General features: G+C 67.8%; 19 protein-coding genes. 13 read left to right on the top strand and 6 right to left on the bottom strand.

Annotation, left to right across the window (positions count from 1 at the left end):
- The first annotated feature begins 21 nt into the window (after positions 1-21).
- The 3 genes from F9K07_RS12075 to F9K07_RS12065 are packed head-to-tail and all read left to right on the top strand — an operon-like array spanning position 22 to position 4,022.
- Positions 22-1,752 (top strand): tannase/feruloyl esterase family alpha/beta hydrolase, encoded by a 1,731-nt coding sequence (locus tag F9K07_RS12075; RefSeq protein ID WP_159593396.1) that lies wholly within the window; start codon positions 22-24, stop codon positions 1,750-1,752.
- A gap of 12 nt (positions 1,753-1,764) precedes the next feature.
- Positions 1,765-3,468 (top strand): acyl-CoA dehydrogenase family protein, encoded by a 1,704-nt coding sequence (locus tag F9K07_RS12070; RefSeq protein WP_159593393.1) that lies wholly within the window; start codon positions 1,765-1,767, stop codon positions 3,466-3,468.
- A gap of 17 nt (positions 3,469-3,485) precedes the next feature.
- Positions 3,486-4,022, top strand: coding sequence for a MarR family winged helix-turn-helix transcriptional regulator (locus tag F9K07_RS12065; protein ID WP_159593390.1), 537 nt, complete (start codon positions 3,486-3,488; stop codon positions 4,020-4,022).
- 444 nt (positions 4,023-4,466) lie between these two features.
- Here F9K07_RS12065 and F9K07_RS12060 read toward each other — a convergent pair whose 3' ends face one another.
- The 3 genes from F9K07_RS12060 to F9K07_RS12050 all read right to left on the bottom strand — a co-directional run bounded on the left by F9K07_RS12060 (position 4,467) and on the right by F9K07_RS12050 (position 6,271).
- Positions 4,467-5,021, bottom strand: a complete 555-nt coding sequence (locus tag F9K07_RS12060) for a flavodoxin family protein (protein WP_159593387.1) — start codon at positions 5,019-5,021, stop codon at positions 4,467-4,469.
- A gap of 78 nt (positions 5,022-5,099) precedes the next feature.
- Positions 5,100-5,510 (bottom strand): DoxX family protein, encoded by a 411-nt coding sequence (locus F9K07_RS12055; protein WP_159593384.1) that lies wholly within the window; start codon positions 5,508-5,510, stop codon positions 5,100-5,102.
- 59 nt (positions 5,511-5,569) lie between these two features.
- Entirely contained in the window at positions 5,570-6,271 is a 702-nt protein-coding gene (locus F9K07_RS12050) for a pirin family protein (RefSeq protein WP_159596910.1), read from the bottom strand.
- A 138-nt stretch (positions 6,272-6,409) separates the two neighbouring features.
- On the opposite strand from F9K07_RS12050, the gene F9K07_RS12045 reads away from it, so the two are divergent.
- From F9K07_RS12045 to F9K07_RS12025, 5 genes are read left to right on the top strand one after another with little or no spacing between them, the layout of a single operon-like run.
- Positions 6,410-7,357 carry a LysR family transcriptional regulator gene (locus tag F9K07_RS12045; RefSeq protein ID WP_159593381.1) on the top strand — a complete coding sequence of 316 codons (948 nt, stop codon included), beginning with the start codon at positions 6,410-6,412 and terminating at the stop codon, positions 7,355-7,357.
- A 45-nt stretch (positions 7,358-7,402) separates the two neighbouring features.
- The gene (locus F9K07_RS12040; RefSeq protein ID WP_159593378.1) at positions 7,403-8,539 is read left to right on the top strand and encodes an NAD(P)/FAD-dependent oxidoreductase; all 1,137 of its coding nucleotides are present in this window, start codon (positions 7,403-7,405) and stop codon (positions 8,537-8,539) included.
- Positions 8,536-9,423, top strand: a complete 888-nt coding sequence (gene gluQRS, locus F9K07_RS12035; protein WP_159593375.1) for a tRNA glutamyl-Q(34) synthetase GluQRS — start codon at positions 8,536-8,538, stop codon at positions 9,421-9,423. Before F9K07_RS12040 ends, gluQRS begins: the two co-directional genes overlap by 4 nt.
- A 43-nt stretch (positions 9,424-9,466) precedes the next feature.
- Positions 9,467-10,195 (top strand): tRNA (guanosine(46)-N7)-methyltransferase TrmB, encoded by a 729-nt coding sequence (gene trmB / locus F9K07_RS12030; protein ID WP_159593372.1) that lies wholly within the window; start codon positions 9,467-9,469, stop codon positions 10,193-10,195.
- A gap of 23 nt (positions 10,196-10,218) precedes the next feature.
- Complete coding sequence (locus F9K07_RS12025; RefSeq protein ID WP_159593369.1) at positions 10,219-11,148, top strand: pseudouridine synthase; 930 nt, start codon at positions 10,219-10,221, stop codon at positions 11,146-11,148.
- Positions 11,149-11,187: 39 nt separating this feature from the next.
- Here the strand turns inward: F9K07_RS12025 and alaS are convergent, their stop codons facing one another.
- Positions 11,188-13,812, bottom strand: coding sequence for an alanine--tRNA ligase (alaS, locus tag F9K07_RS12020; RefSeq protein WP_159593366.1), 2,625 nt, complete (start codon positions 13,810-13,812; stop codon positions 11,188-11,190).
- A gap of 152 nt (positions 13,813-13,964) precedes the next feature.
- Between alaS and F9K07_RS12015 the strand changes: the two genes are divergently transcribed.
- From F9K07_RS12015 to F9K07_RS11995, 5 genes are all read left to right on the top strand, one after another.
- Positions 13,965-15,431: an NAD-dependent succinate-semialdehyde dehydrogenase gene (locus tag F9K07_RS12015; RefSeq protein WP_159593363.1), complete on the top strand. Its 1,467-nt coding sequence runs from the start codon at positions 13,965-13,967 to the stop codon at positions 15,429-15,431.
- Between the two features lie 186 nt (positions 15,432-15,617).
- Positions 15,618-17,177 carry a gamma-glutamyltransferase family protein gene (locus F9K07_RS12010; RefSeq protein WP_236582001.1) on the top strand — a complete coding sequence of 520 codons (1,560 nt, stop codon included), beginning with the start codon at positions 15,618-15,620 and terminating at the stop codon, positions 17,175-17,177.
- Positions 17,178-17,184: 7 nt separating this feature from the next.
- Positions 17,185-18,558, top strand: a complete 1,374-nt coding sequence (locus F9K07_RS12005) for an MFS transporter (RefSeq protein ID WP_159593357.1) — start codon at positions 17,185-17,187, stop codon at positions 18,556-18,558.
- A gap of 60 nt (positions 18,559-18,618) precedes the next feature.
- A complete protein-coding gene (locus F9K07_RS12000) occupies positions 18,619-18,945 on the top strand; it encodes a nucleotidyl transferase AbiEii/AbiGii toxin family protein (RefSeq protein WP_328794050.1) in 327 nt (108 codons plus the stop codon).
- A gap of 32 nt (positions 18,946-18,977) precedes the next feature.
- Positions 18,978-19,637 (top strand): calcium-binding protein, encoded by a 660-nt coding sequence (locus F9K07_RS11995; RefSeq protein ID WP_159593351.1) that lies wholly within the window; start codon positions 18,978-18,980, stop codon positions 19,635-19,637.
- A gap of 52 nt (positions 19,638-19,689) precedes the next feature.
- On the opposite strand, the gene F9K07_RS11990 is transcribed toward F9K07_RS11995, so the two are convergent.
- Together F9K07_RS11990 and F9K07_RS11985 are read right to left on the bottom strand one after the other, a co-directional pair.
- Positions 19,690-20,481 carry a class II aldolase/adducin family protein gene (locus F9K07_RS11990; RefSeq protein ID WP_159593348.1) on the bottom strand — a complete coding sequence of 264 codons (792 nt, stop codon included), beginning with the start codon at positions 20,479-20,481 and terminating at the stop codon, positions 19,690-19,692.
- Between the two features lie 15 nt (positions 20,482-20,496).
- The gene (locus F9K07_RS11985; protein ID WP_159593345.1) at positions 20,497-21,501 is read right to left on the bottom strand and encodes a Bug family tripartite tricarboxylate transporter substrate binding protein; all 1,005 of its coding nucleotides are present in this window, start codon (positions 21,499-21,501) and stop codon (positions 20,497-20,499) included.
- Positions 21,502-21,508 lie beyond the last annotated feature (7 nt).

Below are 21,508 nucleotides of genomic sequence, written 5' to 3'. Positions count from 1 at the left end.
TTCAACCCCGAGGAGACACAGATGAAGAACACACGGCGACGCACCGCCTTTCTGCCCCTGACGCCCCTCGGGCTGGGGCTGTTGATCGCGGCCTGCAGCACCACGCCACCGGTGCCCACCCAGCCGCTCTCACCCGCCGTGGGCGCCGGCCTGCGCCAGTGCGAGGCGCTGGCGGGCCAGTTCCGCTTCGACCAGACCACGATCGACTCCGCCGCCCCCGTGGCCGCCGGTGGCCTCACGCTCGGCGGGCAACCGGTGGCCGCGCACTGCCTCGTCAAAGGCCAGATGCACAAGCGCAAGGGCAGCGACGGGCGCGACTACGCCATCGGCTTCGAAATGCGCCTGCCGCAGGCCTGGAACGGCCGCTTCTACTACCAGGGCAACGGCGGCCTGGACGGCAACGTGCAGCCGGCCCAGGGCGCGCTCGGCGGCGGCCCCGTCACCGGCGCGCTGGTGCAAGGCTTCGCCGTGATCAGCTCCGACGCCGGCCACAGCGGCCCGCAAACGGCGGTGTTCGGCCTGGAGCCCCAGGCCCGCCTGGACTACGGCTACCAGGCCGTGGCCAAGCTCACGCCCATGGCCAAGGCGCTGATCGCCAACGCCTACGGCAAAGCGCCCGACCGCTCCTACATCGGCGGCTGCTCCAACGGTGGGCGCCATGCCATGGTCGCCGCTTCGCGCCTGGGCGACCAGTACGACGGTTACCTGATCGGCGCCCCCGGGTACCGACTGCCCAACGCCGCACTGGCGCAACTCTGGGGCGCACAGCGCTGGAGCCCGCTGGCCACGCCCGGTGCCACGGTGCGCCACCCGCTCAACCCCAACGCCAGCATTCCCGACCTGGGCAGCGCCTTGAACGCCGCCGAACGCCAGACCGTGGCGCGCGCCGTGCTCAACCGTTGCGACGCGCTTGATGGCCTGAAAGACGGCCTGGTGCAAGCCACGCAAGCCTGCCAGGCCGCCTTCGACGTGGCGCGCGACGTGCCCACCTGCAGCGGCGCGCGCGATGGCAGCTGCCTCACCCCGGCACAGAAAACCGTGCTGGCCCAGGTGCATGCGGGCGGCAAGGCCAGCAACGGCCAACCGATCTACAGCGCGTTCCCGTACGACCCGGGCATCGCCGGCAACAACTGGGCGACCTGGAAGTTCGTCAACAGCGTGGCGCTGGACCCGCTCTCGGTCGGCACCGTGTTCACCGCGCCGCCGGCCGCAGCAGCGGACATCGCCGGTGCCCGCATCGACGTGCTGCTGCCGGCCATCTCCGCCACCAGCGACACGTACAAGGAGTCCGGCCTCGCGCTGATGAGCCCGCCCGGCCACGAGAAGCCCACCAACCTGCAGCCCCTGCGCGCGCGCGGCGCCAAGATGGTGCTGTACCACGGCGTGAGCGACGCGATCTTCTCCGCCGAAGACACGCGCCAGTGGTTCGAACGCCTGAACACCGCACAAGGCGGCAAGGCGAGCGACTTCGCGCGCTACTTCCCCGTGCCGGGCATGAACCACTGCAGCGCCGGCCCCACCGCCGACCAGTTCGACCTGCTCGGTCCGCTGGTGAAGTGGGTCGAACAAGGCGTGGCGCCACAAGCGGTGACCGCCAGCGCGCGCGGCGCGGGCAACGCCGGTGGCGTCAACGCCGAGTTGCCCGCCGACTGGGCCACCAACCGCACACGTCCGCTGTGTGCCTACCCCACGGTGGCCACCTACAACGGCAGCGGCCCCATCGAATCGGCCAGCAGTTTCAGCTGCCGCTGACCTTCCCTTGCCATGAACGCCTACCAGCCGAACCCCGCCGAGCACGCCTTCCTCCTGTTCGACGTGCTGCGCGCCCATGAGCGCCTGGCCAAATTGCCCGCCATGGCCGAACACGCCGACACCGGGCTGCTCACCCAGGTGATCGCAGAAGCGGGCAAGTTCGTGGGCGAGGTGATCGCCCCGCTCAACCGCGAAGGCGACGAAGTGGGCGCGCGGTGGCACGACGGCCAAGTCACCATGCCACCCGGATTTCGCGATGCGTACCAGGCCTTCTGGCAGGCCGGCTGGCCGTCGCTGGCCTGCGCCACCGAGCATGGCGGCCAGGGCCTGCCCACGGTGGTGGAAGCGGTGCTGCACGAAATGCTCAACGCCGCCAACCACGGCTGGACCATGGCGCCGGGCCTGCTGCACGGTGCCTACGAATGCCTGCGCCACCATGGCAGCGCGGAGCTCCAGGCGCGCTACCTGGAGAAGCTCGCAACGGGCGAGTGGCTGGCCACCATGTGCCTCACCGAACCCCATGCGGGCAGCGACCTCGGCCTGGTGCGCACCAAGGCCGCGCCCCTGGCCAACGGGCGCTACGCGCTCAGCGGCACCAAGATCTTCATCTCCGGCGGTGAACACGACCTCAGCGACAACATCGTGCACCTGGTGCTCGCGCGCCTGCCCGATGCGCCGCCCGGGCCCAAAGGGCTGTCCTTGTTCCTCGTGGCCAAGTTCGACGAGAACGGGCAGCGCAGCGCGGTCTTCTGTGAACGCATCGAAGAGAAGATGGGCCTGCACGGCAGCCCCACCTGCGTGCTGCGCTTCGACGAAGCCGAGGCATCGATCGTCGGCGAACCGGGCAAAGGCCTAAACGCGATGTTCGTGATGATGAACGCCGCGCGCCTGCTGGTCGGGCTGCAAGGCATCGGCCTGCTGGACGCGGCCTGGCAGAAGGCGCACGCCTACGCGCAGGAGCGCCGCCAGATGCGCGCGCCGGGCAGCGCCAGCCGATCGGGCGAGGCCGATCTTATTGGACTGCACCCGGCCATCCAGCGCATCCTGCACACCCAGCGCGCCTGGATCGATGCCGGGCGCGTGATCGCCTACCGCACCGCGCTCGAACTCGACACGCAGAAACACCACCCCGATGGCGCGCGGCGCGAAGCCGCGGCACGCTGGTGCAGCCTGGTCACACCGGTGCTCAAGTCGGCCTGGACCGAGCAGGCCTTCAGCGGCGCCAGCGCCTGCCTGCAGGTGTTCGGCGGCCACGGCTACGTGCGCGAATGGGGTATCGAACAGCACGTGCGCGACGCGCGCGTGGCCATGATCTACGAGGGCACCAACGAAATCCAGGCCATCGACCTGCTGGTGCGCAAGACCCTGCCCGACGGCGGCGCGGCGCTGCAGGCCCTGCTCGCCGACCTGGGCCAGGACCTGCGCGACCCGCGCGCCATCGACGCGCTGGCGCAGCTGCAGCACCTGGTGCGCGACGGGCTGCTGCCGCGCACCCGGCAAGCCGACGCACCCGACCTGCCCTACCGCCTCGCGGACGATTTCCTGCGCGCGCTGGCGCTCTTGCTCATGGCCTGGGCCTGGGACCGAATCGCAACAGCCAAACGGCCCGAGCCACACGTCCAAGAGGCGCAGAACGCCTTCTGGCGCTGGGTCTGGCCCGAGTTCCAGCTGCGCCAGGGCATCCTGGAGACCACCCTGGCCGACCCCTTGCGTTGAGGCTAAAGTCGCCCCCCATGCCACAACATTCCACCGCCAATGCCCTTCGCCGCACCGGCGTTCCACGCAAGGCCGTCAGCGGCCGCTCGCACGCGCACGACGCTTCTCTGGACGGTCTGAGCGAGTCCCACGGTATCGACACCTCGTTCCTGGAATCGCTGCTGGGCTACAACGCGCGCCGCGCCGCGCTGGCGGTGATCGCGGTGTTCCTTCGCCGCATGGCGCCGTATGGCGTGCGGCCGGTGGACTTCTCGGTGCTCTCGGTGGTCGCGTACAACCCGGGCGTGACCTCGCGGCAAATCTGCGCCACGCTGGACATCCTCCCGCCCAACCTGGTCGGCATGATCAAGAGCCTGCAGAAGCGCGGACTTGTGGTGCGCAAGCCGCATCCCAACGACCGGCGTGCGCAGGGACTTCACCTTTCTGATGAGGGGCAAACCCTCTACAACAACGCCCAGGCCACCGCTTCCTCGTTGGAGCGCGACGTGGCGGGCCGGCTCACGCCCGACGAGCTGGACACGCTCATCACTTTGCTGCGCAAGGTGTACAGGTAACACCCCCCTGCGCCGCTGACGCGGCTTCCCCCCTCTGTTGCGCGCCTTCGGCGCTTCGAGGGGGGACGGCATCTCGGGCCGGCGGAGCCGGACCCTCGATGCCTCTGGATGGGGCACGCACGCCGGAGAGCGGGTTTTGCTCCCTCTCCCGCAAGCGGGAGAGGGCTGGGGTGAGGGTGATCCCGCTCCCGCATTCCGCCGTTGGACCGGGCTGAGCAGCGCAGGGGTGCGGGGAAAAAGAAGTTCGCGTGTTTGAGCGAAGCGAGTTTGCGAACTTCTCCCCGCGCACCGAGCAGCGCAAGGAACCCCGAAGGGGCCCGGTCTTCGGCTCGCCTTTCTTTTGCTTACTTTTCTTTGGCGAAGCAAAGAAAAGTGAGTCGGCCGCCGGGCCGAGACCCGGCTCGCCACGAAAGCAAAAAACTCACTTCAATAGAAGAAAAAAACTCAACGCACGAACCGATCCACAACCACTGCCACCCGCTCTCCAAACAGCCGCGCCGTCTCCAGATCCCCAGGCAACATATCCCCAGCCCCCGCATCCGAAGGCGACTGCGCCATCGCCCCGCTGTAGCTCACCAGGTAGTTCACGTCGTTGCGCTGTGCACCTTTGGTGTTGCTGGGCATGAGGCCCTGGCTGACCCAGATCATGCCGTGCTGCATGGCCAAGGTGAACAAGGTGTTGAGGGTGCTCAGCTTGTCGCCGTTCATGCCCGCGCTGTTGGTGAAACCGGCGGCGATCTTGTCTTTCCACTTCTGGGCGAACCAGGGCTTGCTCGAGGCGTCGGCAAACTTCTTGAACTGCCAGCTCACGTTGCCCATGTAGGTGGGCGCGCCAAAGACGATGGCATCGGCCGCGTCCAGCGTCTCCCAGCCGCCCTCGGGCAGGTTGCCGTCGGCATCGATCGCGAGCAGTTCCGCGCCCGCGCCCTGTGCCACCGATTGCGCCATGCGCTGGGTGTGGCCGTAACCCGAGTGATAGACCACAACGATGTGAGGCATGCAAGAACCTTCCTTGAATAAAAAAAGCGCGGCGCCCCAGGCGCCGCGAAAGAAAGAAAGAGAGAAAACCGGGAAGACTCAGGCGTCCTTGCGGCGCGCATCCAGGCTGAAGGCGCCTGCACCGAAGGCGGCGAAAGCCAGCAGGCCACCCGTGATGGCGAGGTTCTTGAAGAACATGAGCTGCTGCATCATCTGCTGCTCGGCCGGCAGGCTCCAGTAGGCATGGAAGTAGAAACTGGCCACCAGCGTGAAGACCGCCAAAGCAATGGCGGCGATGCGGGTGCGATAGCCGATCAGCAGCGCAATGCCACCGAACAGTTCGATCACCAGCGCAATCGCCACGCCCACTTGCGCCATCGGCAGCCCCATGGCGGTGGCATAACCCACGCTACCGGCGAAACCGGCGATCTTGCCGAAGCCTGCGGGAATGAACAGGATGGCCAGCAGGATGCGGCCGATCAGGGCCAGGGGATTTTGCAGAGCGTTCATGGTGGTGAGTTCCTTGGTTGAAAAGTCGACAGGTTAAGGGAAAACAAGAAAAAACAGGATCAGGGCGCGAGATCGAACACCAGCACTTCGGCGTCCTGGGCCTTGGCCAGCTCGATGCGGCTCTCATCGGCCAGCACGGCGGCGTCACCGGCGCGCAAGTGCTGCCCGTTGACGTCCAGCTCGCCGCGCACCAGGTGCACATAGGCTTTGCGCGACGGGTCCAGCGCGAGTTCGGCGGTCTGCTCGCCATCGAGCAGGCCGGCATACAGCGAGGCATCGGCATGGATCGTCACCGAGCCTTGCGCGCCATCGGGCGACGCCACCAACCGCAACTGGCCGCGCTTTTCGGCGTCGGAGAAGCTCTTCTGCTCGTAGCCGGGGTCGATGCCCGTCACGTTGGGCTCGATCCAGATCTGCAGGAAGTGCGTGGTGCTGTTGGGCGCGCGGTTGAACTCGCTGTGGCGCACGCCGCTGCCCGCGCTCATGCGCTGCACGTCACCCGGCGGAATGCCCTTGACGTTGCCCATGCTGTCCTTGTGCGCCAGGTTGCCCTGCAGCACGTAGCTGATGATTTCCATGTCGCGGTGGCCGTGCGTGCCAAAGCCGGTGCCCGGGGCGATGCGGTCTTCGTTGATCACGCGCAGGTTGCCCCAGCCCATCCAGGCGGGGTCGAAATACTCGGCAAAAGAAAACGAGTGCTGGCTTTTGAGCCAGCCGTGGTCGGCATGGCCGCGGGCTTCGGAGCGTCGAATCTGGAGCATGGTGTGGTCCTTTCCATCTTCCGTGGGGCCGACCGGGATCTCGGCTGGCATGGGAGGATTGTGCGAGGACAACACGCCGTTTTGACCGCACGATTTTGATGGCATCATTCAAATCGTTTGAATGAAAAATCGCCCGACATGGCCACCTCCACACCCCGCGCCGCCCTCTCGCCCGAAAACCTGGGCCTGCTCGAAGCGGTCGCCCGCCTGGGCAGCATGGCCGCCGCCGCGCGCGAACTGGGCATGGTGCCCAGCGCCTTGACCTACCGCGTGCGCCAGGTCGAAGACGCGCTGGACGTGCTGCTGTTCGACCGCAGCGCGCGCCGCGCCGTGCTCACCCCCGCCGGCGCCGAGCTGCTGCGCTCGGGGCAATACCTGTTGAACGAACTCGACGCCGTCGCCCAGCGCGTCAAGCGCGTGGCCACAGGCTGGGAGCCGCAACTCACGATCGCCGCCGACGCGATCATCGCGCGCGCCACACTGTACGAACTGTGCGAGGCCTTCTACGCCGAAGGCGCGCCCACCCGCCTCAAGCTGCGCGCCGAAACCTTGTCGGGCACCGTCGAGGCCTTGCAGAGTGGCCAGGCCGACATCGCGCTGGGGGTGACGAGCGAGCTCTCGCTACACGACTTCCAGTCCGCCCCACTGGGCACGATCGGCTTCGTCTACGCCGTGGCACCGCACCACCCACTGGCAGCGGCCACGCATGCCCTGCGCGACGAGGAACTGCGCGAACACCGCGCAGTGGCCGTGGCCGACAGCACGCAGCGCGGGCGCGGCGTCACGCACAACCTGCTGCCCGGACAGGACGTGCTGACAGTGCCCACCATGCAGCACAAGCTGGAAGCGCAACTGCGCGGCCTGGGGGCCGGCTTCCTGCCCCTGGCCTTGGCGCAGCCTTTCATCAACACCGGGCGCCTGGTGGTGAAAAGCGTGCAGCGTCCCAACCGGTCCTTGCGCGTGGCCTATGCCTGGCGCCAGCCCGCCCGTGCCAGCGACGCGGGTCAGGCGCTGCGCTGGTGGCTCGACCGGCTGCAAAACCCGAAAACCCGCGAGGCGCTGCTGAACAACCACCATCAGGTCTAGCACTGCTACAGTCGATCACACCCAACCTCCACCGCGTCCAGAGACATGACCAACACCAAGAAGCCTCGCGCCGCAGCCGCGCCCGCCCCCCGATCAAAGGCCGCCAAGGCCGGCTCCGCTCCCTTGCACATCGCGGTGATCGGCGGTGGCATGGCCGGGGTGGTCGCCGCGCGCACGCTGGTGCAGGCGGGCCACCGCGTCACGCTGCTGGAGAAGAACCACGGATTCGGCGGACGCATGGCCACGCTGCGCACCGAGTTCGGCGGCTTCGACCACGGCGCGCAGTACTTCACCGTGCGCGACAAACGCTTCGAAACCGCGCTGCGCAGCAACGCCACCGCCTTGGTGCGCCCCTGGAGCGCCAGCACCGTGCGCGTGCTCGACGAACTCGGCCACGTGCTGGCCAGCGCGCCGCCGCCGACCGAGCCGCACTTCGTGGCCTCCCCCGGCATGGGCGCCCTGGTCGAGCTCTGGGCTCGGCCCCTGGCACAGCCCGAACTGCATGGCGGCCTGCTCGCGCGCGCCCTCCTCGACACGCGCGTGACCCGCATCGAGCCCGATGCGCTGCACCCCGAGCAATGGCAACTGCGCGCGCAAGACGCCCAGGACGGGCAACAGGTGCTGGGCGGCTTCGACCGCGTCGTGCTGGCCATGCCGCACCCGCAGATCCACGACCTGCTGCTCGCCTCGGGCCTCGCCCCCGAACTGCGCCGGGCGCTGACCCCCGTGCACGTGGCGCCCTGCTGGACGCTGATGGTGGCCTACCCGCAGGCGATGCAGCCCGGCCTGCCGCACCTGGGCCCGCAATGGAATGCCGCGCGCAGCACCCACCACCGCATCAGCTGGCTGGCCCGCGAATCGAGCAAGCCCGGGCGCGACCCGATCGAGCGCTGGACCATCCAGGCCAGCCCGGTCTGGTCGACCAAACACCTGGAAGACGACAGCGAACGCGCCAAGGCCAAGCTGCTCAAGGGCTTCGCCGAGATCACCGGCATCCGCGCCACGCCGACCCACGCGGTGGCCTACCGCTGGCGCTTCGCGCAGACGCAGACACCGCTGGGCCAGAGCCACCTGTACGACCCGGCGCTGGGCATCGGCGTGTGCGGCGACTGGTGCCTGGGCCATCGGGTGGAAGACGCGTTCGTCTCCGGCCTGGAGATGGCGCTCGCAATGGCGAGATGAACCCACGCGGCCCATACAGGGGCCGTTTCGCCCCCTCCCCCACCGGCCCGCTGCACGCGGGCTCTCTCGTCGCGGCACTCGCCAGCTGGCTCGATGCGCGCGCGCATCGCGGCACCTGGGTCGTGCGCATCGAAGACGTGGACACACCGCGCTGCGTGCCGGGCGCGGACCGGCTCATCCTGGAGCAACTCGCCACCTGCGGCCTGGTAAGCGACGAAGCCGTGCTGCACCAATCGCAGCGCGGCGCGCACTACCAGGCCGCGCTCGACGCGCTGGCCGAGCATGGCGATGTCTACCCCTGCGCCTGTTCGCGCAAGGACATCGAGGCCGCCTTGCTGGCGCGTGGCATCACACGCGAGCGCCACCACAGCGCGGTCTACCCCGGCACCTGCCGCCCGGAGCACGGCGGTCTGCAAGGCAAACCGGCCAGGGCCTGGCGCTTCGAAGTCGGCCACGTGGGACGCCTGCACTGGTTCGACCGCCGCCTGGGCGCGCAACAGCAGAACGTGGCCACCGAGGTCGGCGACTTCGTGCTCAAGCGCGCCGACGGCCTCTGGGCCTACCAGTTGGCCGTGGTGGTGGACGACGCGGCGCAAGGCATTACCCACGTGGTGCGCGGCGAGGACCTGGCCGACAACACCGCGCGCCAGATCCTGCTGCAGCGCGCGCTCGGCCTGCCCACGCCGCTGTACCTGCACACGCCACTCGTGCTGGGGAACAACGGCGAGAAACTGAGCAAGCAGAACGGCGCGCAGGCGCTGGACCTGGGCGAGCCACTCGCCGCGCTGGAGCGGGCCGCGCGCGCCCTGGGGCTGCCGCCCGCCACGCGGGGCGCCACCGTGGCGCAGGCGCTGGCGCATTGGACAGCCGCGTGGGACGCCTAAAATCCGTCCCTTCGCCGACCGAACGCCTCCGCCGTCTTCTTTCATGACCGACCCCCGCCACGCGCAGCCGCGCACCCCGCCCAGCGACACCACCCACCTGCGCGAAATCAAGAGCTATGTGCTGCGCACCGGCCGCGTGGGGCCCGGCCAGGCGCGCGCCTTGGAGCAACACGGCCCGCGCTTTCTGCTGAACTACACGCCCGGCGCGTTCGACGCCACGACCGCCTTTGGCCGTGACGCCCCGCTCGTCATGGAAATCGGCTTTGGCATGGGCAACGCCACGGCGCACATCGCCGCCCTGCGGCCGCAGGACAACTTCCTGTGTTGCGAGGTGCACGAACCGGGCGTGGGCGCGCTGCTCAAGCTGGTGGGCGAACAGGGGCTGGAGAACATCCGCATCGTGCGCCACGACGCGGTCGAGGTGCTGGACCACATGCTGGGCGAGGCCTCGCTCGATGGCGTGCACATCTTCTTTCCCGACCCCTGGCACAAGAGCCGCCACCACAAGCGCCGCCTCATCCAGGGACCATTCGTGAACCGCCTGGCGCGCCACCTCAAGCCCGGCGGCTACCTGCACCTGGCCACCGACTGGGAGCCCTACGCGCAGCAGATGCTGGAGGTGCTCAGCGCCGAACCGCTGCTGCAGAACACCGCAGCGCCCGGTGGCACGGGCTTCGTGGAGAAGCCCGGCTACCGCCCGCTCACCAAGTTCGAGAACCGGGGCCTGAAGCTCGGCCACGGCGTGTGGGACCTCGTGTTTCGCCGCGCTTGAGCGCGCGCCTTGCGTAGGCCGCCATGGCCCGCCCGCCGAAGAACCCCGCCATCCCGTCGCGCAAGGGCGTCTCTGCGAGTTGTGTCGCGCTGCCTTACGACAAGCCCGCGCCCTGGGCGCTGCTGATCGACTTCCTGGCCGAGCGCCTGCCCGCCGTCCCGCGCGACCACTGGGAACAACGCATGGCGCGCGGCGAGGTGCTCGACGACCTGGGCCAGGCATTGCTGCCCGATGCGCGCTTCACCCCAGGCATTCGCCTCTACTACTACCGCGAGCTCGAACACGAACCTGAAGTGCCGTTCGAGGAAACCATCGTGTTCCGGGACGAGCACCTGCTTGTGGCCGACAAGCCGCACTTCCTGCCGGTCACGCCCACCGGCCGCTACGTGCAGCAAAGCCTGCTGGTGCGTTTGAAGAACCGGCTCGGCATCGACACGCTCAGCCCCATCCACCGCATCGACCGCGAGACGGCCGGACTGGTGGTGTTCAGCGTGCGGCCCGAAGAGCGCGCGGCGTACCAGGCGCTGTTCCGCGACCGCGCCGTGCACAAGGTGTACCAGGCCATCGCACGCTTCGACGCCACCCGAACCTGGCCCCTGCTGCGCCGCAGCCGCATCGAAGAGGCACACGACGCGTTCTTCCGCATGAACGAGACCCCGGGCGAGCCCAACAGCGAGACGCACCTGGACCTGTTGGAAGCACAAGGCGGCTGGGCGCGCTACCGGCTCGAACCTGTGACGGGCAAGCGCCACCAGCTGCGCGTGCACATGAACGCGTTGGGCCTGCCGATCGTGGGCGACCAGTTCTACCCAGAGGTGCTGCGCGGGCCACAGGAAGCGGAAGACTTTGCGAACCCGCTGCGCCTGCTGGCGCGGTCCATCGCCTTCACCGATCCGGTGACCGGTGACGCACGGGCCTTTGAAAGCCAACGGGCGCTGGACTGGCCCCTGTAGACCTGCACAGCGCCCGCCGGAGCGTCGAAGCCGCGAGGCTTACAGCCGCTCGGTGACCCAGCCTTGCACCGACTTCAGTGCTGCCGGCAGCCCACTCGCATCTGTGCCACCGGCCATGGCCATGTCGGGCTTGCCGCCGCCCTTGCCACCCACTTGCTGGGCCACGAAGTTCACCAGCTCGCCGGCCTTGACCTTGCCCATGCTGTCGGCGGTGACGCCAGCGGCCAATTGCACCTTGGAACCGTCGACTGTGGCGAGCACGATGGCGGCGGTCTTGAGCTTGTCCTTGAGCTTGTCCAGCGTGTCGCGCAAGGTCTTGGCATCGGCACCGTTGAGCACGGCCGCCAGCACCTTGAGGCCTTTCACGTCCACCGCTTGCGCCACCAGCTCGTCGCCCTGGCTCGACGCCAGCTTGCCCTTGAGCGCGGCCACTTCCTTCTCCAGCGCCTTCACCTGCTCCAGGGTTTGCACAATGCGCGTCTGCAGTTCGGCCACAGGGGCTTTCAGGCTGCCGGCGGCCTGGTGCAGGGCACTTTCCACCTGCTGCAGATAGGCCAGCGCGTTGGCACCGGTGATGCCCTCGACCCGGCGCACGCCGGCGGCCACGCCGCTTTCGGAGACGATCTTGAACAGGCCGATGTCGCCCGTGCGGCCCACGTGCGTGCCGCCGCAGAGCTCGCGGCTGCTGCCGATGTCGAGCACGCGCACGGTGTCGCCGTACTTCTCGCCGAACAGCATCACCGCGCCGGTGGCCTGCGCGGCTTCGATGTCCATCACGCGCGCCAGCGTCTCGGCGTTGGCCAGGATCTCGGCGTTCACGCGCTTTTCGATCTCGGCGATCTGCGCCTCGCTCACCGGCGCGTTGTGCGTGAAGTCAAAGCGGGTCTTGTCGGCATCGACCAGCGATCCCTTCTGCTGCACGTGCGCGCCCAGCACCTCGCGCAAGGCCTTGTGCATCAGGTGGGTCACGCTGTGGTTGCGCATGGTGGCCTGGCGGCGCGCCACATCGACCTGTGCGCTCACCGCATCGCCCACCTTGAGCGTGCCCTGGGTCTGAACCCCATGGTGGCCGAACACGTCGGCCTTGATCTTCTGCGTGTCTTCCACGCCGAACTGCACGCCCTCGGCGCTCAGCACGCCGGCGTCTCCCACCTGGCCACCGCTTTCCGAATAGAACGGCGTGTTGTCGAGCACCACCACGCCACTCTGGCCTTCGGTGAGCTGCTGCACGGCGGCGCCTTCGTGGTACAGCGCCAGCACGCGGGCGGGCGCAGCCAGTTGTTCGTAGCCGGTGAAGAGGTTGCCCGCGCCGCCGTATTCCAGCGCGCGGTCCATCTTGAACTTGCCGGCCGCTCGGCCTGCCGCCTTCTGCTTTTCCATGGCGGCGTGGAAGCCGGCTTCGTCCACCGACAGGCCACGCTCGCGGCACACGTCGCCCGAGAGGTCGAGCGGGAAGCCGTAGGTGTCGTGCAGCTTGAAGGCCACGTCGCCGGGCAGCACCTTTGCGCCACCAGCCAGGGCCGCGTCGAGAATTTCCATGCCGTTGGCCAGCGTTTCGTAGAAGCGCTCTTCCTCGGCCTTGAGCACCTCGGTGATGCGCTCGGCCTGGCTGGCCAGGTTCGGGTACGCCGCGCCCATCATCTTCACCAGATCGGGCACCAGCTTGTGGAAGAACGGCGTCTTCTGGCCCAGCTTGTAGCCATGGCGGATGGCGCGGCGCACGATGCGGCGCTGCACGTAACCCCGGCCTTCGTTGCTCGGGATGACGCCGTCGCTCACCAGGAAGGCGGTGGCGCGGATGTGGTCGGCGATCACCTTGAGCGAGGGGTTGCTCAAGTCGCTGATGTGCGTCTCGCGCGCGGCGGCCTTGATGAGCGCATCGAAGATGTCGATTTCGTAGTTGCTGTGCACGTGCTGCAGGATGGCGGCCAGGCGCTCCAGGCCCATGCCGGTGTCCACGCAGGGCGCGGGCAGCTTCACCACGCTGCCGTCTTCCTTCATGTCGAACTGCATGAACACGTGGTTCCAGATCTCGATGAAACGGTCGCCGTCTTCCTCGGGGCTGCCGGGCGGGCCGCCGGGAATGTGGTCGCCGTGGTCGTAGAAGATTTCCGAGCAGGGACCGCAGGGGCCGGTGTCGGCCATCATCCAGAAGTTGTCGCTCTTGTACTTGCCGCCCTTGTTGTCGCCGATGCGGATCACGCGCTCGGGCGGCAGGCCGATCTCTTTCGTCCAGATGTCGTAGGCCTCGTCATCGTCGATGTACACCGTGGCCAGCAGCTTCTCGGCGGGCAGCTTGTACACCTCGGTGAGTAGCTCCCAGCCCCACTTGAGCGACTCGCGCTTGAAATAGTCGCCAAACGACCAATTGCCCAGCATCTCGAAGAAGGTGTGGTGGCGCGCGGTGTAGCCCACGTTCTCCAGGTCGTTGTGCTTGCCGCCGGCACGCAGGCAGGCCTGCACCGAGGCGGCGCGCACGTAGGGGCGCTTGTCGGCGCCCAGGAACACGTCCTTGAACTGCACCATGCCGGAGTTGGTGAACATCAGCGTGGGGTCGTTGCCGGGCACCAGCGGGCTGGACGCCACCACGGTGTGGCCCTTGGAGGCGAAGAAATCCAGGAAGGTCTTGCGGATGTCGGCAACGGAAACAGCGGGGCGGGTCATGTTGGCCTTGTGGGTTCGTCGGTAGAAATGCAGTGCGGCGCTCGCGCGCGCGAAACCGGGTATTTTCCAACATGCCGGCTGCCCCCGGCCCGGGAGCGGCAAAATCGGCCGCAACGGCCTCTTTTCTCCGGCATGACATTGATGGAGCCCCCATGGACATGAAGACCTCCCCCCTGGCCCAACTCAAGGACCCCACCCTGCTCAAGACCGACGGTCTGGTCAACGGACAGTGGCTCCCCGGCAGCAGCCGCTTCGACGTGCTCGACCCCGCCACCGGCCAGAAGCTGGCCGACGTGGCCAACCTCGGCCCGCAAGACGCCCAAGCCGCCATTGCCGCGGCCAACGCCGCCTGGCCGGCCTGGCGCGGCAAGACCGCCAAGGAACGCAGCCAGATCCTGCGCAAGTGGTACGACCTGCTGATGGCGAACCAGGACGACCTGGGCCGCCTCATGACCGCCGAACAAGGCAAGCCCCTGCCCGAAGCCAAGGGCGAGGTGGCCTATGGCGCGAGCTTCGTGGAGTGGTTCGCCGAAGAAGCCAAGCGCGTCAACGGCGAGACCCTGCCCACCTTCGACAACAACCGCCGCCTCATGGTGCTCAAGCAGCCGATCGGCGTGTGCGCGGCCATCACGCCGTGGAACTTCCCATTGGCGATGATCACGCGCAAGGTGGCGCCCGCGCTGGCCGCCGGCTGCCCGGTGATCATCAAACCCGCCGAGCTCACACCGCTGACCGCCCTGGCCGCCGCCGAGCTCGCCATCCGCGCCGGCATACCGGCCGGCGTCTTCAACGTCATCACCACCGACCACAGCAGCGCCGTGGGCAAGGTGCTGTGCGAGAGCGACGTGGTGCGCCACCTGAGCTTCACCGGCTCCACCGAAGTGGGCCGCATCCTCATGGCGCAGTGCGCGCCGACGATCAAGAAGCTCTCGCTGGAGCTGGGCGGCAACGCGCCCTTCATCGTCTTCGACGACGCCGACATCGATTCGGCGGTGGACGGCGCCATCGCCAGCAAGTACCGCAACGCCGGCCAGACCTGCGTGTGCGCCAACCGCCTCTACGTGCAGGACGGCGTGTACGACGCCTTCGTGCAGAAGTTCGCCGCCAAGGTCAAGGCCATGAAGGTGGGCAACGGTTTCACCGAAGGCGTGGTGCAAGGCCCGCTGATCGAAGACGCGGCCGTGGCCAAGGTGCAGCGGCATGTGGAAGACGCCGTGGCCAAGGGCGGCCAGGTGCTCACCGGCGGCAAGAAACTGGAAGGCCAGTTCTTCGAGCCGACCGTGGTGGCCGAGGCCACCAGCGACATGCTGTGCGCGAAGGAAGAAACCTTCGGCCCCTTCGCACCCGTGTTCCGCTTCAAGACCGAACAGGATGCGATCGACGCGGCCAACGCCACCGAGTTCGGGCTGGCGAGTTATTTCTACAGCCGCGACATCGGCCGCATCACCCGCGTGAGCGAAGCGCTGGAGTACGGCATGGTGGGCATCAACGTGGGCATCATCGCCAGCGAGCACGTGCCCTTTGGCGGCGTGAAGCAGTCGGGCCTGGGGCGCGAGGGCTCGCACCATGGCATGGACGATTACGTAGAAATCAAATACCTCTGCGTCGGGGTGAAATGACTCCCCCCGCGCCGGCCCACCTGGGCCGTCACCCCCCAGGGGGCAACGCCTGCGGCCTGGCAAAGCCAGTTCCGCGGCGTTTCTGGAATGGGACACGCGCTCCGGTCATGTTTGTTCGTCTTTGAAAACAGGTTTGCTTTGAACTTCGACTGGCACAACCCCTACCCCGTCTCCCGCGCGCCGCTGATGGCGCGCAATGTGGTCGCCACCACCCAACCCCTGGCCGCGCAGGCGGGCCTGCGCATGCTGCTCAAGGGCGGCAACGCGATCGACGCGGCGATTGCCGCTGCCGCCGCGCTCACCATCGTGGAGCCGTGCTCCAACGGCCTGGGCAGCGACAACTTCGCCATCGTCTGGGACGGCCAGCAACTGCACGGCATGAACGGCTCGGGCGCGGCGCCAGCGGGCTGGAGCAAGGCCTACTTCGAGCAGAAGCACAACGGCCAGATCCCGCTGCGCGGCTTTGATGCCGTCACCGTGCCTGGTGCCGTCGCGGGCTGGGCCGCCCTGTCCGAGCGCTTCGGCGCCCTGCCCTTCGCCGACCTGCTGGAGCCCGCCATCGAGCTGGCCGAACGCGGCTATGCGGTCACGCCGGTGATCGCGCACAAGTGGGATCTGGCGATGCCGCTGCTGCACGACAAGCCCGGTTTCGCGCCCGCCTTCCTGCCGCGCGGCCGTGCGCCCATGCCCGGGGAACGCGTCACCTTCGCGGATGCCGCGCGCGGCCTGCGCCGCATCGCAGAAACGCGCGGCGAAGATTTCTACCGCGGTGAAATCGCCGCCGCCATCGACGCCTACGCGCGCGAGCACGGCGCGCAACTGCGCGCCAGCGACCTGGCCGCGCACCGCGTGGAATGGGTGCAACCGATCAACGTCGCCTTCGCAGGCCACCGCGTGCACGAACTGCCGCCCAACGGCCAGGGCATTGCGGCGCTCATGGCGCTGGGCATGCTGGAGCAGCTCGACATCGGCCGCTTCGGCCCCGACAGCATCGAAGGCCAGCACCTGCAGATCGAGGCCATGAAGATCGCCTTTGCCGACACCTACCGCTGGGTGGCCGACGAGCGCTTCATGACCGAGGTGCGCGCCAGCGACCTGCTGGACCCCGGCTACCTGCGCGAGCGCGCGAAGCTTATCGACCTCAAGCGCGCCATCGACCCGGGGCCTGGCAAGCCACCGAGTGGCGGCACGGTCTACCTCACCACGGCCGATGCACAAGGCCGCATGGTGAGCCTGATCCAGTCGAACTACCTGGGCTTTGGCAGCGGCGTGGTCGTGCCCGGCTGGGGCGTGAGTCTGCACAACCGGGGCCATGGCTTCACGCTGAAAGACGGCCACCCGAACCAGGTCGCACCGGGCAAGCGCCCCTTCCACACCATCATCCCCGGCTTCCTCACGCGCGACGGGCAGCCCGTGATGGGCTTTGGCGTGATGGGTGCCAACATGCAACCGCAAGGCCATGTGCAGACACTGGTGCGCATGCTCGTGCACGGCCAGCAGCCGCAGGCCGCGTGCGACGCGCCGCGCTGGAAATGGGGCCAGGGCCTGGACGTGGACTTCGAACCCACCATGGCACCCGCGCTGCGCGACGGCCTGAAAGCGCTGGGGCACCGCTTCGAGCCCACGGCCGACACGTACCTCGACTTCGGCAGCGGCCAGTTCATCGCGCGGCTGAGCGAGGATCTCGAAGACGGCTATGTGGCGGCCAGCGATTCGCGGCGGGATGGGCAGGCGGTGGGGTACTGAGCCACCCATGAGCAACCGACTGCTCCCCCTCACCGTGGGCCTGGCCTTCTTCATGGAGCAACTGGACTCGACCATCATCGCGCCGGCCATTCCCGACATCGCCGCCGAACTGGGCGTGGCGCCGCTGAGCCTGAACCTCACGATGACGGTGTACCTGCTGTGCAGCATCACCTTCATTCCGGCCGGCGACCGGCTGGCCTCGCGCTTTGGCACGCGCACCGTGTTCCAGTGGGCCATCGTGCTGTTCGCGCTCAGCTCGGTGATGTGCGCGCTGGCCCAGAACCTGTCGATGCTGGTGGCCGCACGCGCGGTGCAAGGCGCATCCGCCGCGCTCATGGTGCCGGTGGGGCGCACATCCATCGTGCACGTCACGCCCAAACCGCAACTCGTGAATGCCCTGGCCTGGATGATCACCATGGCCATGCTGGGGCCGATGCTGGGGCCGCCACTGGGTGGACTGATCACCACCTGGCTGTCCTGGCACTGGATCTTCCTCATCAACGTGCCGATCGCGCTGCTGTGCTTCATCGGCGCGGCACGCTCCCTGCCGCAGATCCGCCAGCCTTCGGACGGCCGCTTCGACCTGCTGTCCTGGCTGCTGCTGGGCGGCACGCTGGGCAGTGCCATCGTGGTGCTCGAAGGCCTGCGCGTCCAGCACATGGACCAGTTGGTGTGGCTGCTGCCCACGGGCCTGCTGGCGCTGGCCTACGTCTGGCGCAACCACCGCGCCACCCTGCCCATGCTCGATTTCTCTTTGCTGCGCGTGCCCACCTTCGCGGCCTCGTTCTGGTCGGGCTCGCTGTTGCGCATGGGCTTTGGTTCACTGCCGTTCCTGCTACCGCTGATGCTGCAGATCGGCCTGGGTTATTCACCGGTGCAAAGTGGCCTGGTGCTGCTGGCCAGCGGCCTGGTCGCCATGTTGACCAAGACGCAGACCACCACCATCCTGCGCCGCTGGGGTTTCCGGCGCGTCATGCTGGTCAACGGCGCGCTGTGCGTGCTAGGGCTGCTGGTGTGTGCGCTGTTCCGTCCGTACTGGGGTCTCGGGGTCATCGCGCTCACCGTGTGCTGCGTGGGTTTCGTGCGCGCCATCCAGTTCAACGCCGTGACCGCGATCGCCTACGCCGAGCTGCCGCCCGCGCGCATCGGCGCGGCCACCACGCTCAACACCATGGTGTGGCAGATGGCGATCATGTTCGGCATTTCGCTCTCGTCGGTGGTGGTCACGCTCGCCACGCGCGCTGCCGGGCGCGCCCAGGCCGTGCCGCTGGATTTCAGCATCGCGTTTGTGATCCTGGCGTTCGTAGGCGCACTGGCCATTCCGGCGTGCTGGCGCCTGCGCACGGATGCGGGCAGCCAGCTCAGCGGGCATCAGGGCTGAGCTCACTCTAGCTTCACCTTCGTCGCCCTCGAGCCCGAAAGCGCCAGGCAATTGGAACCGGTGGAAAGTCCGGGCCCACGCGTGGCCAGCCTGGCAGAGATCTTCCGGCTCAAGTGCATCGTCACGGCGGAGCGCTCCAAGACGCGCGACTGGTGCGACCTGTATCTGCTGCTCAAGCAGAAGCACTTCAAACCCATTGAAGTGCTGCGCGCTTTTGAACGTGCCGGGGCGCCGCAGAAATACGACATCGCGATGATGCGCCTGTGCTCCGGCAAACCGGGCTTGCGCGACGAGGGCTACGAAACGCTCCTCAAACGTGCGCCCTCGCTGGAGACCATGCGCGAGGCCTTTGAGCCCAAGAAAGGCCAGCCATCTCGCGATCGCTGATACCGGCCGCAGGCTCCTCGGCCCATCTGGCTGTGAGTGTGAGCCGCAGCGGCGATAACCTGGTCGTGTGGCTCAACGGCAGCACCGATCAGGTCACGGTACAAAACTACTTCCTGCAGGACGGCCGGTCGCAGCAAGGCTACACACTCGACGCCATTCGCTTCGATGACGGCACCAGCTGGGACTACGGGCAGGTCAAAGCCTTGCTGCAACAGGGTGCCACGCCACCGGCCGCCCGAACGGCCTTCGGCCAGATGATGGCCCAGGCCATGGCGCCAGAAGCACTGGCTGCGGCGCTCCCGCCAGCCGAGCCGAACAAGTTCGAGCCACTGGCGGCCAATGCCACCGCCCTGGAAAAGGCCATGGCCGGACACCCCATCACGGAGCCCTTCAGGCCAGGGTCGGCGCTGTGGCACGAGATCGCGGAAACAGTAGGCATGAGTTCGGTCCAGGCGCAACGCATGAGGGCGCAGCGCGAGCGCGAAGCCGCCCAACAACTCCAGGCCGCGCCGCTGGTGTCCGCCGCCTCCTCTGGCCCTCAGACGGAGATGCAGATCGCGGTCGAGCGCATGGTGCGCGCCATGCAGGAGTTTTGTCCGTCTTCCGATTCCGGCGCTTTCTCGCACACGCCGCTGCAAGACCCGCAGAGAGGCAGCCTGCAGCCCCCGGTGATCGCCGTCGGACCGTACTGAGGCAGCGCGCCGGGACGGGGCAGCTGGCTGCAAACGAACGCCCCGTTGCGCCTCAATCCCGAAACGAAGGATCGCGCCGGTCCAGCATGCGCAGCAAGGCCGGCCACTCCATCAGGCCAAAGGGCCGCCGGGTCGTGGGTTTGTACAGGTGGTTGGTGAGCTGCACCACCTTGTCCGGCGGCGTCTTCAACGGCGTATTGCACGCCATGGCTTTCAGCTGCGCCTGGCACGCCCGCTCCAGCCAATACATGGCGGCAAAGGCCTCGGCGATGCTCGGCCCCACCGTCAGCAGCCCATGGTTGCGAAGGATCATGCCCTGGTGCGGGCCCAGGTCCCGGACGATGCGGGCCTGCTCGTCCAGGTCCACGGCAACGCCTTCGTATTCGTGGATCGGCACCCGCTCGAAGAACATCGCGGTCTGGGTCAGCGGCAGCAAGCCGCATTCCAGGGCCGACACGGCCATGCCCGCTGGCGTGTGGGTGTGGATGACACAGGCCACGTCGGGCCGGGCGTGGTGCACCGCCGAGTGGATCACGAACCCCGCGCGGTTGACGCCGTAGTCGTGCGGCGGCTCGTCCACGAAGTGGCCGGCCATGTCGATCTTGACCAAGCTGGAGGCGGTCATCTCTTCGTACATCAGGCCGTAGGCGTTGATGAGGAAATGCTCATCTTCGCCCGGTACGCGCACCGAGATGTGGTTGTAGATGAGATCGTCCATGGCGTAGTGCGCCACCAGCCGGTAGGCCGCGGCCAGGTCGACGCGCAAGGCCCACTCTTCGGCGCTCACGCGCTCGCGAACGCGATCGCCCAGGTCGAGTGCGGCGGAGGGAAGTCGGCTGTTCATTCTGGTTCGTTCGCTTCAGTTCGGTTCGATGCGCGCGGCCTGGATCACCTTGCCCCATTTGGCCGAGTCGGCCGTGATGGTCTCCTGCATCTTCTGCGGCGACGTGTGCCACGCCTCGATGCCCAAGGCCGCGAAGCGTTCGGCGGTCTCCGGCAAGGCCAGGATGGCGGCGACCTCTTTGTTCAGACGGTCGACGATCGGCGCGGGTGTCCCTGCCGGCACCATCAGCCCTTGCCAGCCGTCGGCGGAAAACCTGGGCAAGACCTCTGAGATCGCAGGCGTGTCGGGCAAGGCGGACAGGCGTTTGGACCCGGTGGTGCCCAGCCCGATCAGGCTGCCTTTTTTGATCTGGGCCACGGCGGTGGTGGTCGGCTGGAACATCAGGGGCACCTGCCCACCGATCACGGCCGCCAGGCCATCGGCCTTGAAGGGGATGTGCATCAGTTTGATGTCGGCCTCCGAACTCATGAGCTCCATGATCACGTGGCCCGCGCCGCCGATGCCGGCCGAAGCGTAGTCGATCGAACCCGGCTTGGCCTTGGCCTTGGCAATCAGTTCCTGCAGATTGCTGGCGCCCAGGTTCTTGTGGGCCAGCAGCACATAGGGCACGGCCGCCACCAGGCTCACCGGCGCAAAGTCCTTGGCGGGGTCGTAGCCCAGTTTCTTGTAGATGAACTGGTTCATGGTGACGATCGAATTCACCATGAAGAATGTGGTGTAGCCATCGGGTGCCGAACGCGCGACGGCCTCGGCGCCGATTGCACCGCCCGCGCCCGCACGGTTGTCCACCACGAAAGGCTGGCCGGTGCGTTCGTGCAGCTTCTGCGAGAGGTAGCGCGCCACGATGTCGGGCGAGGATCCCGCCGGGAAGGGCACCACCATCTTCACTGGGCGCGTGGGGTAGGCACTGGCGCCGTCCGTGGTTTGTGCGCCAACAAGTGCGGGCACGAACGCCGCGAATGCCGTCGCCATGGCCAACACCAGTCCGATCGCGCTTCTGCGCGGGGTCTTGTTCATCATGCTTGTC

It is taken from the genome of Hydrogenophaga sp. BPS33, from assembly GCF_009859475.1.
GTDB lineage: Bacteria > Pseudomonadota > Gammaproteobacteria > Burkholderiales > Burkholderiaceae_C > Hydrogenophaga.
Note: the sequence above shows the minus strand (reverse complement) of the source record. Positions and strands in the feature narration are given on the sequence as shown.

Bases quoted from the DNA above. Each gene is read 5' to 3' on its own strand.
- F9K07_RS12045 (WP_159593381.1), top strand. From the start codon at position 6,410: ATGGCCACCTCCACACCCCGCGCCGCCCTCTCGCCCGAAAACCTGGGC.
- F9K07_RS12040 (WP_159593378.1), top strand. From the start codon at position 7,403: ATGACCAACACCAAGAAGCCTCGCGCCGCAGCCGCGCCCGCCCCCCGA.
- F9K07_RS12005 (WP_159593357.1), top strand. From the start codon at position 17,185: ATGAGCAACCGACTGCTCCCCCTCACCGTGGGCCTGGCCTTCTTCATG.
- F9K07_RS12060 (WP_159593387.1), bottom strand. From the start codon at position 5,021: ATGCCTCACATCGTTGTGGTCTATCACTCGGGTTACGGCCACACCCAG.
- F9K07_RS12075 (WP_159593396.1), top strand. From the start codon at position 22: ATGAAGAACACACGGCGACGCACCGCCTTTCTGCCCCTGACGCCCCTC.
- trmB (WP_159593372.1), top strand. From the start codon at position 9,467: ATGACCGACCCCCGCCACGCGCAGCCGCGCACCCCGCCCAGCGACACC.
- F9K07_RS12050 (WP_159596910.1), bottom strand. From the start codon at position 6,271: ATGCTCCAGATTCGACGCTCCGAAGCCCGCGGCCATGCCGACCACGGC.
- alaS (WP_159593366.1), bottom strand. From the start codon at position 13,812: ATGACCCGCCCCGCTGTTTCCGTTGCCGACATCCGCAAGACCTTCCTG.
- F9K07_RS12015 (WP_159593363.1), top strand. From the start codon at position 13,965: ATGGACATGAAGACCTCCCCCCTGGCCCAACTCAAGGACCCCACCCTG.
- gluQRS (WP_159593375.1), top strand. From the start codon at position 8,536: ATGAACCCACGCGGCCCATACAGGGGCCGTTTCGCCCCCTCCCCCACC.
- F9K07_RS11985 (WP_159593345.1), bottom strand. From the start codon at position 21,501: ATGATGAACAAGACCCCGCGCAGAAGCGCGATCGGACTGGTGTTGGCC.
- F9K07_RS12010 (WP_236582001.1), top strand. From the start codon at position 15,618: ATGGCGCGCAATGTGGTCGCCACCACCCAACCCCTGGCCGCGCAGGCG.
- F9K07_RS12070 (WP_159593393.1), top strand. From the start codon at position 1,765: ATGAACGCCTACCAGCCGAACCCCGCCGAGCACGCCTTCCTCCTGTTC.
- F9K07_RS12025 (WP_159593369.1), top strand. From the start codon at position 10,219: ATGGCCCGCCCGCCGAAGAACCCCGCCATCCCGTCGCGCAAGGGCGTC.
- F9K07_RS11990 (WP_159593348.1), bottom strand. From the start codon at position 20,481: ATGAACAGCCGACTTCCCTCCGCCGCACTCGACCTGGGCGATCGCGTT.
- F9K07_RS12055 (WP_159593384.1), bottom strand. From the start codon at position 5,510: ATGAACGCTCTGCAAAATCCCCTGGCCCTGATCGGCCGCATCCTGCTG.
- F9K07_RS12065 (WP_159593390.1), top strand. From the start codon at position 3,486: ATGCCACAACATTCCACCGCCAATGCCCTTCGCCGCACCGGCGTTCCA.